General features: G+C 63.8%; 14 protein-coding genes. 6 read left to right on the top strand and 8 right to left on the bottom strand.

Translation table 11 applies throughout. From position 1 onward, the window contains the following. Positions 1 to 57 precede the first annotated feature (57 nt). A complete protein-coding gene (locus tag ACFQX9_RS15615; protein WP_377789293.1) occupies positions 58 to 1,125 on the top strand; it encodes a threonine aldolase family protein in 1,068 nt (355 codons plus the stop codon). On the opposite strand, the gene ACFQX9_RS15620 is transcribed toward ACFQX9_RS15615, so the two are convergent. Genes ACFQX9_RS15620 through grxD form a run of 4 tightly spaced genes read right to left on the bottom strand, consistent with a single transcriptional unit; the run spans position 1,126 to position 4,604 of the window. Beyond that, entirely contained in the window at positions 1,126 to 2,388 is a 1,263-nt protein-coding gene (locus ACFQX9_RS15620) for a serine hydrolase domain-containing protein (RefSeq protein ID WP_377789295.1), read from the bottom strand. A 1-nt stretch (position 2,389) separates the two neighbouring features. Then, positions 2,390 to 3,676 carry a serine hydrolase domain-containing protein gene (locus ACFQX9_RS15625; RefSeq protein WP_377789297.1) on the bottom strand — a complete coding sequence of 429 codons (1,287 nt, stop codon included), beginning with the start codon at positions 3,674 to 3,676 and terminating at the stop codon, positions 2,390 to 2,392. 46 nt (positions 3,677 to 3,722) lie between these two features. Further along, positions 3,723 to 4,274, bottom strand: coding sequence for an O-acetyl-ADP-ribose deacetylase (locus ACFQX9_RS15630; RefSeq protein WP_377789299.1), 552 nt, complete (start codon positions 4,272 to 4,274; stop codon positions 3,723 to 3,725). 3 nt (positions 4,275 to 4,277) lie between these two features. Continuing rightward, the gene (gene grxD / locus ACFQX9_RS15635) at positions 4,278 to 4,604 is read right to left on the bottom strand and encodes a Grx4 family monothiol glutaredoxin (RefSeq protein WP_377789301.1); all 327 of its coding nucleotides are present in this window, start codon (positions 4,602 to 4,604) and stop codon (positions 4,278 to 4,280) included. A 240-nt stretch (positions 4,605 to 4,844) separates the two neighbouring features. On the opposite strand from grxD, the gene egtB reads away from it, so the two are divergent. Together egtB and egtD are read left to right on the top strand one after the other, a co-directional pair. Next, the gene (gene egtB, locus ACFQX9_RS15640; RefSeq protein WP_377789303.1) at positions 4,845 to 6,137 is read left to right on the top strand and encodes an ergothioneine biosynthesis protein EgtB; all 1,293 of its coding nucleotides are present in this window, start codon (positions 4,845 to 4,847) and stop codon (positions 6,135 to 6,137) included. Between the two features lie 52 nt (positions 6,138 to 6,189). After that, positions 6,190 to 7,161: an L-histidine N(alpha)-methyltransferase gene (gene egtD / locus ACFQX9_RS15645; RefSeq protein ID WP_085384329.1), complete on the top strand. Its 972-nt coding sequence runs from the start codon at positions 6,190 to 6,192 to the stop codon at positions 7,159 to 7,161. 25 nt (positions 7,162 to 7,186) lie between these two features. Here the strand turns inward: egtD and ACFQX9_RS15650 are convergent, their stop codons facing one another. Further along, entirely contained in the window at positions 7,187 to 8,380 is a 1,194-nt protein-coding gene (locus tag ACFQX9_RS15650; RefSeq protein ID WP_085358889.1) for a low temperature requirement protein A, read from the bottom strand. Between the two features lie 24 nt (positions 8,381 to 8,404). Further along, positions 8,405 to 8,641, bottom strand: coding sequence for a BolA/IbaG family iron-sulfur metabolism protein (locus ACFQX9_RS15655; RefSeq protein WP_007602284.1), 237 nt, complete (start codon positions 8,639 to 8,641; stop codon positions 8,405 to 8,407). Positions 8,642 to 8,851: 210 nt separating this feature from the next. Between ACFQX9_RS15655 and ACFQX9_RS15660 the strand changes: the two genes are divergently transcribed. Next, entirely contained in the window at positions 8,852 to 9,211 is a 360-nt protein-coding gene (locus ACFQX9_RS15660; RefSeq protein WP_018455532.1) for a DUF427 domain-containing protein, read from the top strand. A 188-nt stretch (positions 9,212 to 9,399) separates the two neighbouring features. On the opposite strand, the gene ACFQX9_RS15665 is transcribed toward ACFQX9_RS15660, so the two are convergent. Then, the gene (locus tag ACFQX9_RS15665; protein ID WP_007602280.1) at positions 9,400 to 9,573 is read right to left on the bottom strand and encodes a DUF1328 domain-containing protein; all 174 of its coding nucleotides are present in this window, start codon (positions 9,571 to 9,573) and stop codon (positions 9,400 to 9,402) included. 188 nt (positions 9,574 to 9,761) lie between these two features. Between ACFQX9_RS15665 and ACFQX9_RS15670 the strand changes: the two genes are divergently transcribed. Beyond that, positions 9,762 to 10,940 (top strand): acyltransferase, encoded by a 1,179-nt coding sequence (locus tag ACFQX9_RS15670; protein WP_377789532.1) that lies wholly within the window; start codon positions 9,762 to 9,764, stop codon positions 10,938 to 10,940. A gap of 101 nt (positions 10,941 to 11,041) precedes the next feature. On the opposite strand, the gene purL is transcribed toward ACFQX9_RS15670, so the two are convergent. Then, positions 11,042 to 13,252: a phosphoribosylformylglycinamidine synthase subunit PurL gene (gene purL / locus ACFQX9_RS15675; protein ID WP_247392673.1), complete on the bottom strand. Its 2,211-nt coding sequence runs from the start codon at positions 13,250 to 13,252 to the stop codon at positions 11,042 to 11,044. A 183-nt stretch (positions 13,253 to 13,435) separates the two neighbouring features. Here purL and ACFQX9_RS15680 point away from each other — a divergent pair, with 183 nt between their 5' ends. Next, complete coding sequence (locus tag ACFQX9_RS15680) at positions 13,436 to 13,915, top strand: PaaI family thioesterase (protein WP_085384292.1); 480 nt, start codon at positions 13,436 to 13,438, stop codon at positions 13,913 to 13,915. Positions 13,916 to 13,917: the final 2 nt, after the last annotated feature.

The following is a 13,917-nucleotide window of genomic DNA, read 5'->3' on the forward strand; positions in this document are numbered from 1 at the left end:
GCCTTTTTTGCTTAAAGAGCCACACTTCAGTGGCCGTTTACCTTCAGGAGGCGTCGCATGCTCTATACCCCTCCCCCGATCGATCCCAAGGCGCCGCCGGTGCGCATCAATCTGCTCTCGGACACGCAGACCAAGCCGACACCTGCGATGCGCGAGGCGATGGCGCGGGCGGAGGTCGGCGACGAGCAGGTCGGCGACGATCCGACCGTGAACGCCCTGTGCGAGCGCGTGGCCGAGCTGCTCGGCAAGGAAGCCGCGGTGTACATGCCGTCAGGCACGATGTGCAACGTCACAGCGACGCTGGTGCATTGCCGCCCCGGCGACGAGATCCTCGCCCATGAGAGCGCCCACATCATCGCGCGCGAAGGCGGCGCGCATGCCGCGATCGGCGGCTTTCAGGTCACGCAGCTGAAGGGGCCCGACGGCCAGTTCACGCCGGAGACCTTTCGCAGAGCGCTGCATCCGCGCACGCGCTACCAACCGTCACAGACGGTGGTCAGCGTCGAGCAGACCGCCAATATCGGCGGCGGTACGGTCTGGAAGAAGGCCGCGCTCGACGAGATCGTCGCGATCGCGAAACAACATGGCCTCGTCACCCACATGGACGGCGCGCGCCTGCTCAATGCCACAGTTGCGAGCGGCATCTCTCCGCGCGAAATGACCGCGGGGTGGGATTCGGCCTGGATCGACTTTTCGAAGGGCTTGGGCGCGCCGATCGGAGGCGTGCTCGCGGGCTCGCGCGCCTTCATCGATGCGGTCTGGCAGTGGAAGCAGCGCCTCGGCGGCTCGATGCGACAGGCCGGAATCTGCGCGGCGGCTTGCATCTACGCGCTCGACCATCATGTCGATCGGCTCGCCGACGATCACGCCAACGCGCGCGCGCTCGCCCGCGGACTGTCGCAGATCGCAGGCATCGAGGTGCAGGAGCCCGAAACCAACCTGGTGTTCTTCAAGCCCGATGGTACCGGCATTCCCGGCGACAAGATGGTCGCGGCGCTGCGCCAGCGCGGCGTGACGCTTGCGATGATGGATGGCCGCATCCGCGCCTGCACGCATCTCGACGTCGATGCGAGCCAGGTCGAGGAGACGATCGGATATATCCGCGAGATCGTGCGCGGAGCGTAATCACCGCCCCATCGCCTGGTAGATCAGCGTCTTCAGCGCCAGTTGAATCCGGCCGCGCTGCGTCGGGGTCTGCACCATGAAGATCCCGAACAGATCGTCCTCGGGATCGATGAAGAAGAACGTGCCGCCGACGCCGTCCCAGCGATATTCGCCAAGCGGCCACGTTGTTCCAGGAGGCACCGAGGTGCGCACGGCGAAGCCGAGGCCGAAGCCGGAAGACCCGCCCGGATAATAGTTCTGGTCGCGCGCGATCTTCGTCTCGGGGCCGATGTGATCCGACGCCATCAGCGCAATGGTCTCGGGCTTGAGATAGCGTCGGCCGTCATAGGTGCCGCCATTCAGCAGCATCTGGGCGAAGCGGGCGTAGTCGCCGATCGTACCGACCATGCCGCCGCCGCCCGATTCCCAGGTCGCAGGCCGCCTGATGTCGCGGACCTGCGTCGTCGGATTGATGTTGCGATCCTCCGGCATCGGCTCGACGATGCGCGGGAATTTGGCGGGATCGGCGACGAAGAAAGCCGTCTCGGTCATGCCGAGCGGATCGAGCAGCCGCTCCTTCTCGAACTGCAGCAGCGTCTTTCCCGCAATGATTTCGACGACGCGGCCGAGCACGTCGGTGGAATAGCCGTAATCCCACACCGTGCCGGGCTGCTCGACAAGCGGCAGCGTGGCGATCTTGGCGGCGAATTCGGCGTTGGTCAGATCGCTGTTGAAGAGATTGGCGTTCGCATAGAGCTCGCGCACCATGCCGCCGCCGTAATAGCCGTAAGGCAGCCCCGAGGTGTGGCGCAGCAGATCCTTGATCGTGATGGGTCGCTCCAGCGGCTCCAGCACCAGGGCGACTTTGCCGTCCTCGGCCTTCTTCTCGATGCCGACCTTCATGCCGGCGAAGGCCGGAATGTATTTCGAGACGGGATCGTCGAGCGACAGCTTGCCCTCCTCGACCAGCATCATCGCCATGACTGAGGTAACCGGCTTCGACATCGAGTAGAGGCGGAAGATCGTGTCCGCGCTCATCGAGAGTTCGGTCGCGACGTCGCGGACGCCGAAATTCTGATAATAGACCGGCTTGCCGTGCTGCTGAAGCAGCAGGATGGCTCCGGGGATCTTGCCGGTGGCGACCTCGTTGCGGATGTAGTCGGAAACCTTCGCCAGCCCCGCGGGCGCGAGCGTGTGGACCGCAGGTCTCTCGGAACCTGCCTTCGCAACGATGCCGCCGGCGAGAAGGACGAGCGCCGCGATCAATGCGCGGCGCCCGAACATGTCAATTCTCCATCGCTTCATAAACCAGCTGCTTCAATGTTCGCTGCACGCGCTGGCGCTCGGTCGGGGTCTGCTCCAGCAGCACGAAGAACATGTCCTGCTTGGGGTCGACCACGAAATAGCAGCCGGAGGCGCCATCCCATTTCAATTCGCCGAGATCGCCGGGCGGCGCCGGTTTTGCGTTGCCGGGGTCGGTGCGCACCGCAAGTCCGAGACCGAAACCAAAACCGTCACCGGGGAAATAAAAATAATCGCGATCGACGCCCGACTTGAGGCCGATCTGGTCAGTCACCATCAGCTTGAACGTCTCGGGCTTGAGAATCGTCTTGCCGTCGAGATTGCCGCCCTGTAGCAGCATCTGCGTAAAGCGCTCATAATCGGCCATGGTCGTGACCATACCGCCGCTGGCGAACTGGATCTTCTTGACGACTGTCGGATCGTTGATCCGCCCGACCCGGAAATCGCTGTCGTTCGGCACCGGCTGCGCCAGCAGCTTCTGCTTCTCGGGATCGGTGACGAAGAAGCCGGTGTCGACCATGCCGAGCGGGTCGAGCAGCTTCTCCCGTTCGATCTCGATGAGCGGCTTGCCGGCCGCGACTTCCATGACCCGCGCCAGGATGTCGGTGGAATGGCCGTATTGCCACAGCGCGCCCGGCTGGTTGTGCAGCGGCAGTTTTGCGATGCGCTCGGCGAACTCCGCGAGGTCGAAATCGCCGGCATAGATGTTGGCGTCGCGATAGGCCTTGCGGACCAGGCTGTCGCCATAGAAGCCGTAGGTGACGCCCGAGGTGTGCGTCATCAAATCGTGCACCGTCATCGGCCGGTTGGGCGGCACGAGCTCGAGCGACTTGGTGCCGTCCTCGGCCTTCTTCTCGACGCCGACTTTCACATTGGCGAAGGAGGGAATGTATTTCGAGACGGGATCGTCGAGCTTGATCGTACCTTCCTCGATCAACTTCACTGCAACGACGGAAGTGATCGCCTTGCTCATCGAGAACAGGCGGAAGATCGTCTTGTCGGTGATCGGCGCCTTGCTGACGGCGTCCTGCACGCCGAAGACTTCGTGGTAGACGGGCTTGCCATGTTGCTTGATGAGGACGTTTGCCCCTGCGATCTTGCCGGTCGCGACCTCGTTCTTGAAGAACTCGGTGATCCTCGCGAGCTTGTCCGGATTGAAATGCGCGCCGGCCGGAATCTCGTAGGTGCCCTCCGCCCGCGCGAACGACATCGTACCTAACGATACAAGCGCGGCGCAGACAAGCGCGCGCAGTCCAGACTGTGAAATCATATCCCCTCCCCGGAACATGGCCCGGCGGAGTGTACCGACCACGTCATCAGGCACAAGGGCCGCCGTACCGCGCCAAAGCGTCCGCGTGCAGAGCCGCGCTCTTTTCCGAGAAACAGCAAAATATGACGTCGACGACCAACGGCGCGGCCGGCAGGGCCTCAATGGTCGCATGGACCGCAATCTTCGCGGCCTGGTCGGCTGGAAAGCCGTAAACCCCGGTCGAAATCGCGGAGAACGCCACGGAGGTCAGCTGATTGGCCCCGCAGAGCTCAAGTGCACGGCGATAACAGGAGCCCAGCGCCTCTGCCTCACCGCGAGTGCCGCCGTGCCAGACCGGACCGACTGCATGGATGACATGACGCGCAGGGAGAAGGTAGCCCTTCGTGATCTTGGCATCGCCGGTCGGGCATCCTCCGAGCTTCCGGCACTCGGCTAGAAGCTCGGGCCCGGCCGCCCGATGGATCGCGCCATCCACGCCGCCCCCACCCAGGAGCGACGTGTTGGCCGCGTTGACGATGGCGTCAACGCTCAGCGTGGTGATGTCAGCAACGATGACCTTGAGCTCCGCGCCGCCGATCCGGCGCGTCAGCTGGGTCACGTATCAGGCCGCGACAGCGACGCCCTTTTCGGAGAAGAGCTGCTGCAATTCACCGGCTTGGAACATCTCGCGGACAATGTCGCAGCCGCCGACGAACTCGCCCTTCACATAGAGCTGCGGAATGGTCGGCCAGTTCGAATAGTCCTTGATGCCGTTGCGCAGTTCGGCGGATTCGAGAACGTTGAGGCCCTTATAGCCGACGCCCATGTGGTCGAGGATCTGGACGACCTGGCCGGAGAACCCGCACTGCGGAAATTGCGGTGTGCCCTTCATGAACAGAACCACGTCGTTCGACTTCACTTCGTTGGCGATGAATTCCTCGATGCTCATATCCGTGTCCTTATGGGGCGGAGCCCACTCCAATTGCTTCGGGCTGGCTCCGCCGATCTAACCCGATACCTGGGTATATATGTAGCCCAAACCGTTGTGCATCCAAAGTAAAATGGCGGCGAGCTGCCTCTTGTGGACCGCTCTCGGCTGCACCGGCCCATTGCATGATGCCACGAATATCATCGTCAGGGAGGACTTTCATACCGTCACGGAGCCCCTATCTAGGACGAACCCGGCGTTTTGGAACCCGTCCACACCAACAACGTTCTCTTGTCCTGTCTGGAGAAAAACGTGACGAAACAAGCCTCCGCTCCGGCCCCCGCTCCGTCACTGTCGGTCGATTTGGGCGGCCTTGCCCAGAGGCTGGAAGACGCGTTTCTCGCCGTTCGCGACGAGACGGAGCGCCGGGCCGCGCCACTGTCGCCGGAGGACCAGCAGATCCAGTCCATGCCGGATGCGAGCCCGACGAAATGGCACAGAGCGCACACCACGTGGTTCTGGGAGCAGTTCGTGCTCGGCGAGCACTGTGCGGGCTACCGGCCCTTTCACCCTGACTTCGCCTTCCTGTTCAATTCCTATTACGTCAGCGCCGGTCCGCGCCATTCCCGCAATCACCGCGGCGACATCACCCGTCCGAGCGCCGATCAGGTCGGCGCTTATCGAAAACATGTCGACGCTGCCGTCGTGACATTCTTCCGCGACGCCGGCGAGGACAAGCTGCGCGAGATCGCGCCGCTGGTCGAGGTCGGCCTCAACCACGAGCAGCAGCATCAGGAATTGATGTTCACCGACATCCTGCACGCCTTCGCGCAGAACCCGATCCCGCCGGCCTATGATCCGGACTGGCGCTTCCCGGCCGCGACGCCGGCCAGCGAGGATTGGCTGACGCTGAACGAAGGCATCCACACCGTCGGTCACGTCGATGATAGTTTTCATTTCGACAACGAGAAGCCGGCACACCGCGCCCTCGTCGGCCCGGTCAAGCTCGCACGCAATCTCGTCACCAATCGCGAATGGCTCGCCTTCATGCGTGACGGGGGCTACCGGACCGCAACGCTGTGGCTGATGGACGGTTTTGCGGCCGTGAACAACGAGGGCTGGGACTGCCCCGGTCATTGGCGCGAGATCGACGGCCAATGGCATGTGATGACGCCGGCCGGCCTCAAGCCGGTCGATCCCGACGCGCCCGTCTGCCACGTCAGCTATTACGAGGCTGACGCCTTTGCGCGCTGGGCCGGAAAACATCTGCCGACCGAGATGGAATGGGAGGTCGCGGCCCGCTCGGGCCAGCTCAACGATGCCTTCGGCATTGTCTGGCAGTGGACGCGATCGTCCTACTCGCCCTATCCCGGCTATCGCGCGATCGAAGGCGCGCTCGGCGAATACAACGGCAAGTTCATGGTCAACCAGCTGGTGCTGCGCGGCTCTTCGCTTGCAACTCCGGAGGGGCACAGCCGTATCACCTATCGCAACTTCTTCTATCCGCACCACCGCTGGCAATTCACGGGACTGCGGCTCGCCGACTACGGGTAAAATTCTCATCCGACGACAAATGCGCGCCGGACAGCGCGTTCAGGAGAGTATCATGAATGTGCACGCTAGCGCCTTGGCCGAAGCCCATCTTCCCGACGAACAGACCACCGCCTTTGCCCGCGAGGCCATCGAGGACCTCTCGCAGCAGCCTAAAAAGCTGTCGCCGAAATATTTCTACGATGCGGCCGGATCTGAATTGTTCGAGGCCATCACGCGGCTGCCGGAATATTACCCGACGCGCACGGAGCTAGCGATCCTGAAGGAGCGCGGCAGCGAGATCGCGAAAATCATTCCGGAGCACGCGGCCCTCGTCGAATTCGGCGCAGGCGCGACCACAAAGGTCCGCCTGCTGCTCAACCACTGCAAGTTCGCGGCCTATGTGCCCGTCGACATCTCCGGCGACTTCCTGACGGCGCAGGCAAACGGACTGAAGCGGGATTTTCCGTCACTCGGCATCTACCCGGTGGCGGCCGACTTCACCACGCCGTTCGAGCTGCCCAAGGCGGTGGCGACCATGCCCAAGGTCGGGTTCTTCCCAGGCTCGACCATCGGCAATTTCGAGCCGCATGAAGCGCAGGCCTTCCTGAAGAGCGCACGCGCCATTCTGGGCCGCGGCGCGCAGATGATCATCGGCGCCGATCTCGAGAAGGAGGAGCGCCTGCTCCACGACGCCTATAACGATGCCGCCGGCGTCACCGCTCGCTTCAATCTCAATGTGCTGGTGCGGATCAACCGCGAGCTCGGCGGCAATTTCGACCTTTCCGCCTTCACCCATCGCGCGATCTACAATCGCGAGCGGCACCGCATCGAGATGCACCTGATCAGCAAGAAGAGCCAGACCGTGCGCCTGCTCGGCACCAGCTTTTCGTTCCGCGCCGGCGAGAGCATCCACACCGAGAACAGCTACAAATACAGCATCGAGCGCTTCGCGACGCTGGCGCAAGGCGCGGGTTGGCGGGTGCGCGAGAGCTGGACGGATGCGGCGAAGATGTTCTCGGTGCACGCGCTGGAGGTGGCGGAGTAAGCGCTCCGGCGCCAATGGCGGCGGCTCAATGCTCCTCGGCTTCTTCCGGCGTCGATCCCAGCGAAACCGACTCCCATACCGCAACAACGATCATGATCACCGTCGCGGCGACCGACAGCCATAGCGGCGACAGTTCGGCGGCAAACCACCACAGTGCCGCGAGCGCGATGATGCCAATCCCGTGCGAGAGCTGGAGGAAGCCGCGGATCGCGTGCTTGAAGAGGATGGTGCCGACCAGGAACAGCAGCGGCCCGCCGATCGTGCTCACGATGATCCTGACATCTGAATGCCCCACCGGATGCTTCAGCACGAGTTCGTCGGAGACCGCGGTCAGGATGATGCCGGCGACGATCGGCATATGCAGGTAGGTGTAGGCGAGCCGCGCCAAGCGGCCGGATTCGGCGGATCTCGAGATGCGCTCGGCTCCGGCCTCGGCGCCCTTGTGGAAATAGACCCACCACATCGCGATGCTGCCGACCAGCGCGGAGACGAAGGCCGAAATGTTGTCCGCGGTCCAGTCAAGCTCGGCAAACGTCGCGCCGTTGACGACAACGGCCTCGCCAAGCGCGATGATGACGAACAGCGAGCAGCGCTCGGCCATGTGGCCGCCTTCGACCGCCCAGGCCTCGACCGACGAGAAGCCCAGCTTGGGGACCCAGAAGCGCACCGCCGGCGAGACATATTCGATCGTCAGCGCCACGATCCAGAACCATAGCCGCGCCTCGTCATGGGCGAGGCCGCCGAGGATCCAGAAGATCGCGGAGAACGAGAGCCACGTCAGGATGCGGATTGCATTGTGCCGGACCGCAGTTCGATGCCGCGGCGTGGCAATCATCCAGAAGGCGGTGCGCCCGACCTGCATCGTTGCGTAAGCGATCGCAAACCACAGGCCCCGCCCCTCGAAGGCGGTCGGGATCGTCGTCGACAGCACGAGGCCGCCCAACATCATCAGGAAGAGCAGGATCCGGACCGGCGTCAGCTCGGGATCGAGCCAGTTGGTGACCCAGGCGGTGTAGACCCACACCCACCATACCGCGAGAAACAGCACCGCGACGTGCACCGCACCGAGCGGCGTGAAATGGTGCAGGAGTGTGTGCGAGACCTGCGTGATCGCGAAAACGAAGACCAGGTCGAAGAACAGCTCGGCATTGGTGACGCGGCTGTGCTGGTTTGGCAAGATGACGCGAAACATCGCGCCGCGCGGATTGTCCGCAGCCATCGTCATCACCCCGTCACGATCAGATCAAGCGCCCGGCACCCCGGTTTGCAGCGCCAGCGCATGCAGCACGCCGCCCATCTGGCCGCGGAGGGACTGATAGACGATCTGGTGCTGCTGGACGCGGGACTTGCCGCGGAAGGTCTCCGAGATCACGGTCGCGGCATAGTGATCGCCGTCCCCGGCGAGGTCACGGATGGTCACCTCGGCATCGGGGATCGCTGCCTTGATCATCGCCTCGATATCGTGGGCGTCCATTGGCATTCGGGTCGTGCTCCTGTCTCGGCTGCAATCAGTCTTGTCGTCGAATCGCTGCCGGGGTCCGGTTCTACAAAGCCAACCTTCCGGCGCGGCCAAACTTAGCGTGAACGGCCTTCTACGTCACGCCTTCCGGCACTATATCGGTGATCCGATCTGGATAAAGCCACGACAAAGTGCCGCGCGCGGCAGAGTGATCGAAAAAGGCGTGAAATCATGAAGCTTCCAGGGCCCGACCACCCCATCACCATCACCCCAAATCCCCGGCGCGTCCGCGTCACAGCCGGCGATATCGTGATCGCCGAGACCACCAAAGCGCTGACGCTGAAAGAGGCGAAATATCCGGCGGTGCAATATGTGCCGCGGCAGGACGCCAACATGGCGCTGCTAGAGCGCACCGACCGCGTCACCCACTGCCCCTACAAGGGGGATGCGAGCTATTACAGCGTCAAGGCGGACGGCAAGACACTGGACAACGCGATCTGGACTTATGAGGCCCCCTTTCCCGCGATGACCGAGATTTCGGGCCATCTCGCCTTCTATCCGGACAAGGTGAAGATCGAGGAATTGGGGTAGCTGCTTCCGTCATGGCCGGGCTCGTCCCGGCCATCCACGTTTTTGGGCAATCGCGGATACAGAACAACGTCGATGCCCGGGACCCGGCTCCGCCGAGGCTTCGCCGGGCTATAGGTGTTGGGCCGGCGAAGCTTCAGCGAAGACGGCAAGCCCGGGCATGACGACTGTGTGCGTGGGCAGCGCCCCCGCTACGCCCTGAATATCGTCAGCCCCAGGATCAGCAGCACCAGGAAGATCGCGACGAACACGTAGAACAGGAAGCGGGCGATGTCGGCGGAGGCGGCCGAGATCCCGGTGAAGCCGAGCACGCCGGCTACGATCGAGACAAGTAAGAAGATCAGTGCCCATTTCAGGATCGTCATCGCCAGCTCCGAAATTGTACCGCCTGCCGCGGTCCTCAAGCCCTTTTGGCGAACGCTAACTTCGTCGCAGGGAACTGGTTCCTGGCGGTCTCAGGCCTGCGGGCGTCCCAAACGACCCTTGCTGAATCCGGTTCCCGGCGGCAAAGTCCGGGCGGGACAGAAGCGCGACCGGGGCGGCCACGATGACGATGTCACATTCAGCGACGATCGGGGCAGAGGCGCACGCGGCGCCGAGGGCCAAGGCGCGCAATCTGTCGCTCGATCGCGCCCGCACCTTCCTGACGCTGGTGGTGCTGCTGCACCACGCCGTGATTCCCTACACCTATTTCGGGCACACCGATCCGGCGTCCTGGGCCGGTTTCGACGTGGTCGTGCTGGCCACCGACAGCTTCTTCATGGCAATGTTCTTCTTCCTGTCGGGACTGTTCACCTGGCCGGGCATCGCGCGCAAGGCGCCGTCAGTTTTTCTCCGCGACCGCCTGTTGCGGCTCGGGCTGCCGTTCGCGATCGCGGCGTTCACCGTCATCCCGCTCGCCTATTACGCGATCGCGCTGCGGCACGATCCCGGGCTGAGCTTCACGGCGTTCTGGTGGAAGACGATCACGGTTGGCCCGTGGCCGAGCGGCCCGATCTGGTTCGTGTGGGTGCTGCTGGCATTCGACCTGACCGCGAGCCTGCTCTACCGGGTCTCCGCGCATCTGGTCGACCCGGGCAACCGGGTGTCGCTGCGCGGATTCGACCAGCCGGCCGTATTCTGGCTGCTGCTCGTCGTCGTCACGGCAATCGCCTACGTGCCGGCGCTGCTCTATTTCGGCGGCAGCAAATGGTTCGAGCTCGGGCCGTTCTCGGTGCAGGCGAGCCGCATCCTGCTCTACTTCGCCTATTTCTTTATCGGCGTCAGCGTTGGAGCGGCCAACTTCGATCGCGGCATCCTCAGCGCCGGCGGGCAGTTGCCGAAACAGCGCTGGCTGTGGGTGATCGCCACGCTGATCCCCTACTGCCTGATGTGGGGCATGATCTACATCAAGCGCGAGATCCTCGGTAATCCCGACCCACAACCGCACTGGTATCAGGCGATCTACGGTACGTTCTTCGTGCTGTTCTCAGGCTCGATCCTGCTCGCGATTCTCGCGTTCTTCCTGCACCAGAAGTCGCCGGGCCCGAACCTGCTCGACCGCATGCAGGCGGATGCCTACGGCATCTTCCTGGTGCACTACCCGATCGCGTTGTGGATCCAGTACGCGTTGTTCGACTACAGCCTGCCGGCGATCGTGAAGGCTGCGATCGGCTTCGTGCTTACGGTGATCCTGAGCTGGGGTCTGACGGCGGCCTTACGGAAGATTCCGGGAGCGTCGCACGTGTTGTGAGGCGCGATACCCGTAGCCCGGATGAGCGTAGCGATATCCGGGAAACCTCACGACAAAGACCCGGATATCGCTTCGCTCATCCGGGCTACCGGTTCAGCCCCTCAGGCTGCCTTGCCGCCCATATACTCCGGCAGCCAGCGCTCGAACGAGGTCCGCAGCGCCTCGATCGTTACAGGCGCTTCGCCCGCGATCGCGATCGCGTCGCCGCCGGTAGTGCCGATCCGCACGCAGGGCACCTCGCAGCCGCGCATCTTGGCGAGCACGCGGCCGGCCTCGGTTTCAGGCACGGTGACGAGATAGCGCGCCTGGTCCTCGCCGAACCAATAGGCCTGAGGCACCAAGGAGGTCGGCGCCGCGAGCAGTTTGGCGCCGATGCCGCTCGCCATCGCCATCTCGGCCAGCGCGATCAGCAGGCCCCCGTCGGACAGATCGTGCACGGCGGTCGCGGTGCCCGCATGGATCATGCCGCGCACGCAGTCGCCGTTGCGCCTCTCGGCGGCGAGATCGACCGGCGGCGGCGCGCCCTCCTCGCGACCGCAGATGTCGCGCAAGTAAACGGACTGGCCGAGCCAGCCATGGGTCTCGCCGATCAGGAGGATCGCCTCGCCTTCGGCCTTGAAGGCGAGCGACGCGGACTTGGTGAAATCATCGAGCAGGCCGACGCCGCCGATCGAGGGCGTCGGCAAGATCGCGCGGCCGTTGGTCTCGTTGTAGAGCGAGACGTTGCCGGACACGACCGGGAAGTCGAGCGTACGGCAGGCTTCCGAGATGCCCTTCAGGCAGCCGACGAACTGGCCCATGATCTCGGGCCGCTCAGGATTGCCGAAATTGAGATTGTCGGTGATCGCAAGCGGCTTGCCGCCAACCGCGGTGATGTTGCGCCAGGCTTCCGCCACCGCCTGCTTGCCGCCTTCAAACGGATCGGCCTCGCAATAGCGCGGCGTCACGTCGACGGTCAGCGCCAAGCCCTTCGGGCCGTCCTGCACGCGCACAACCGCGGCATCGCCGCCGGGACGCTGCATGGTGTTGCCGAGAATGACGTGGTCGTACTGCTCCCAGACCCAGCGCTTGCTGCACATATCGGGCGTTCCGATCAGCTTTTCGAGCGCGGCACCGAGACCCATTGGCGCTGCCACCTCGCGCGCATGCACGACCGGCAGCGCGGCGGAGGGGACATGCGGGCGATCATAGAGCGGCGCCTCGTCGCCGAGCTCCTTGATCGGCAAATCGGCCATGACGTCACCGCCATGCTTGACCACGAAGCGCTTGCTCGGCGTGGTGTAGCCGACCACGGCGAAATCGAGGCCCCACTTCTTGAAGATCGCCTCGGCCTCTTTCTCCTTCTCGGGCTTGAGCACCATGAGCATGCGCTCCTGGCTCTCCGAGAGCATCATCTCGTAGGCGCTCATGCCGATCTCGCGCGTCGGCACCGCGTCGAGATCGAGATCGACGCCGAGGTCGCCCTTGGCGCCCATCTCCACCGCCGAACAGGTCAGGCCCGCCGCGCCCATGTCCTGGATCGCGATGACGCAGCCCTTCTCCATGATCTCGAGACAAGCCTCCAACAGCAGCTTTTCGGCAAAGGGATCGCCGACCTGCACGGTCGGACGCTTCTCTTCGGACTTGTCGTCGAACTCGGCCGAGGCCATCGAAGCGCCGTGGATGCCGTCGCGGCCGGTCTTGGAGCCGAGATAGACGATCGGCATGTTCACGCCGGAGGCGGCGGCATAGAAGATCTTGTCGGTATCGGCGAGGCCGACCGCCATCGCGTTGACGAGAATGTTGCCGTCATAGCGGGTGTGGAAACGGACCTGGCCGCCGACCGTCGGCACGCCGAACGAGTTGCCGTAGCCGCCGACGCCAGCGACGACACCGGAGACGAGATGCCGCGTCCTGGCATGCTCCGGTGCGCCAAAGCTCAGCGCGTTGAGGCAGGCGATCGGCCGCGCGCCCATGGTGAAAACGTCGCGCAAGATGCCACCGACACCGGTGGTCGCGCCCTGGTAAGGCTCGATGTAGCTCGGGTGGTTGTGGCTCTCCATCTTGAAGACCACTGCCTGGCCGTCGCCGATGTCGATCACACCGGCATTCTCGCCCGGGCCCTGGATCACCCAGGGCGCCTTGGTCGGCAAGCCCTTCAGATGGAGGCGCGAGGATTTGTACGAGCAGTGCTCGTTCCACATCGCCGAGAAGATGCCGAGCTCGGTGAAGGTCGGCTCCCGCCCGATCAGCTTGAGAATGCGCTCATACTCGTCGGGCTTGAGCCCGTGGGCGGCAATCAGCTCGGGGGTGATCTTGGGTTCGTTCTTCATGGAATTTGGGCTTTCGACGGCGGTTGGCCGTTCTTAGGAACATCGGACGGCTTGGAAAAGCCCTTTATGGCGCATTTTCCCGCTGTCCCACGTTTTGCGGCCGGGGGCTGCGGGAACAGGAATTGCACAGCGCGGACAGATCGGATTTAAGGACAAAAGACCCGCAATTGAAGGCCCATTTCCTTGCATGAATTGACCAAAGCGCCCCCGCCTCGCCGCCCCGACCTCCACGTCGCCACCGATGGGGAATTCCAGGGCTGGCGAACCTGGATTCGTGACAGTTTTGAGAGCCATATCGGCCCGTTCTGGCACAAGATCGAGGACGACGGCAGCGTCCGCTCGGCGTTCCGGGTCGAGAAAAAGCACCTCAACGGCTCCGGAAACGTCCATGGCGGCTGCTTCATGGCGTTTGCCGACTATTGCCTGTTCGCGATCGCCACCCACGAACTGGATGGGCCGGCGGTGACCACCAATTTCGCCTGCGACTTCCTCGACGCGGCGCGCGAAGGCGAGTTGATCGAATGCGTCGGCGAGGTCTCCCGCGCCGGCGGCTCGCTGATCTTCCTGCGCGGCAAGCTGATATCGGGCGGGCGGCCTCTCTTCACCTTCTCCGGCACAATCAAGCGGGTGAAGCGGAAGCCGGCACCGCAGCCAAACGCATAGCT

Origin of the sequence: Bradyrhizobium sp. GCM10028915 (assembly GCF_042666195.1) — a bacterium.
In the GTDB taxonomy this organism is placed as follows: Bacteria; Pseudomonadota; Alphaproteobacteria; order Rhizobiales; family Xanthobacteraceae; genus Bradyrhizobium; species Bradyrhizobium canariense_D.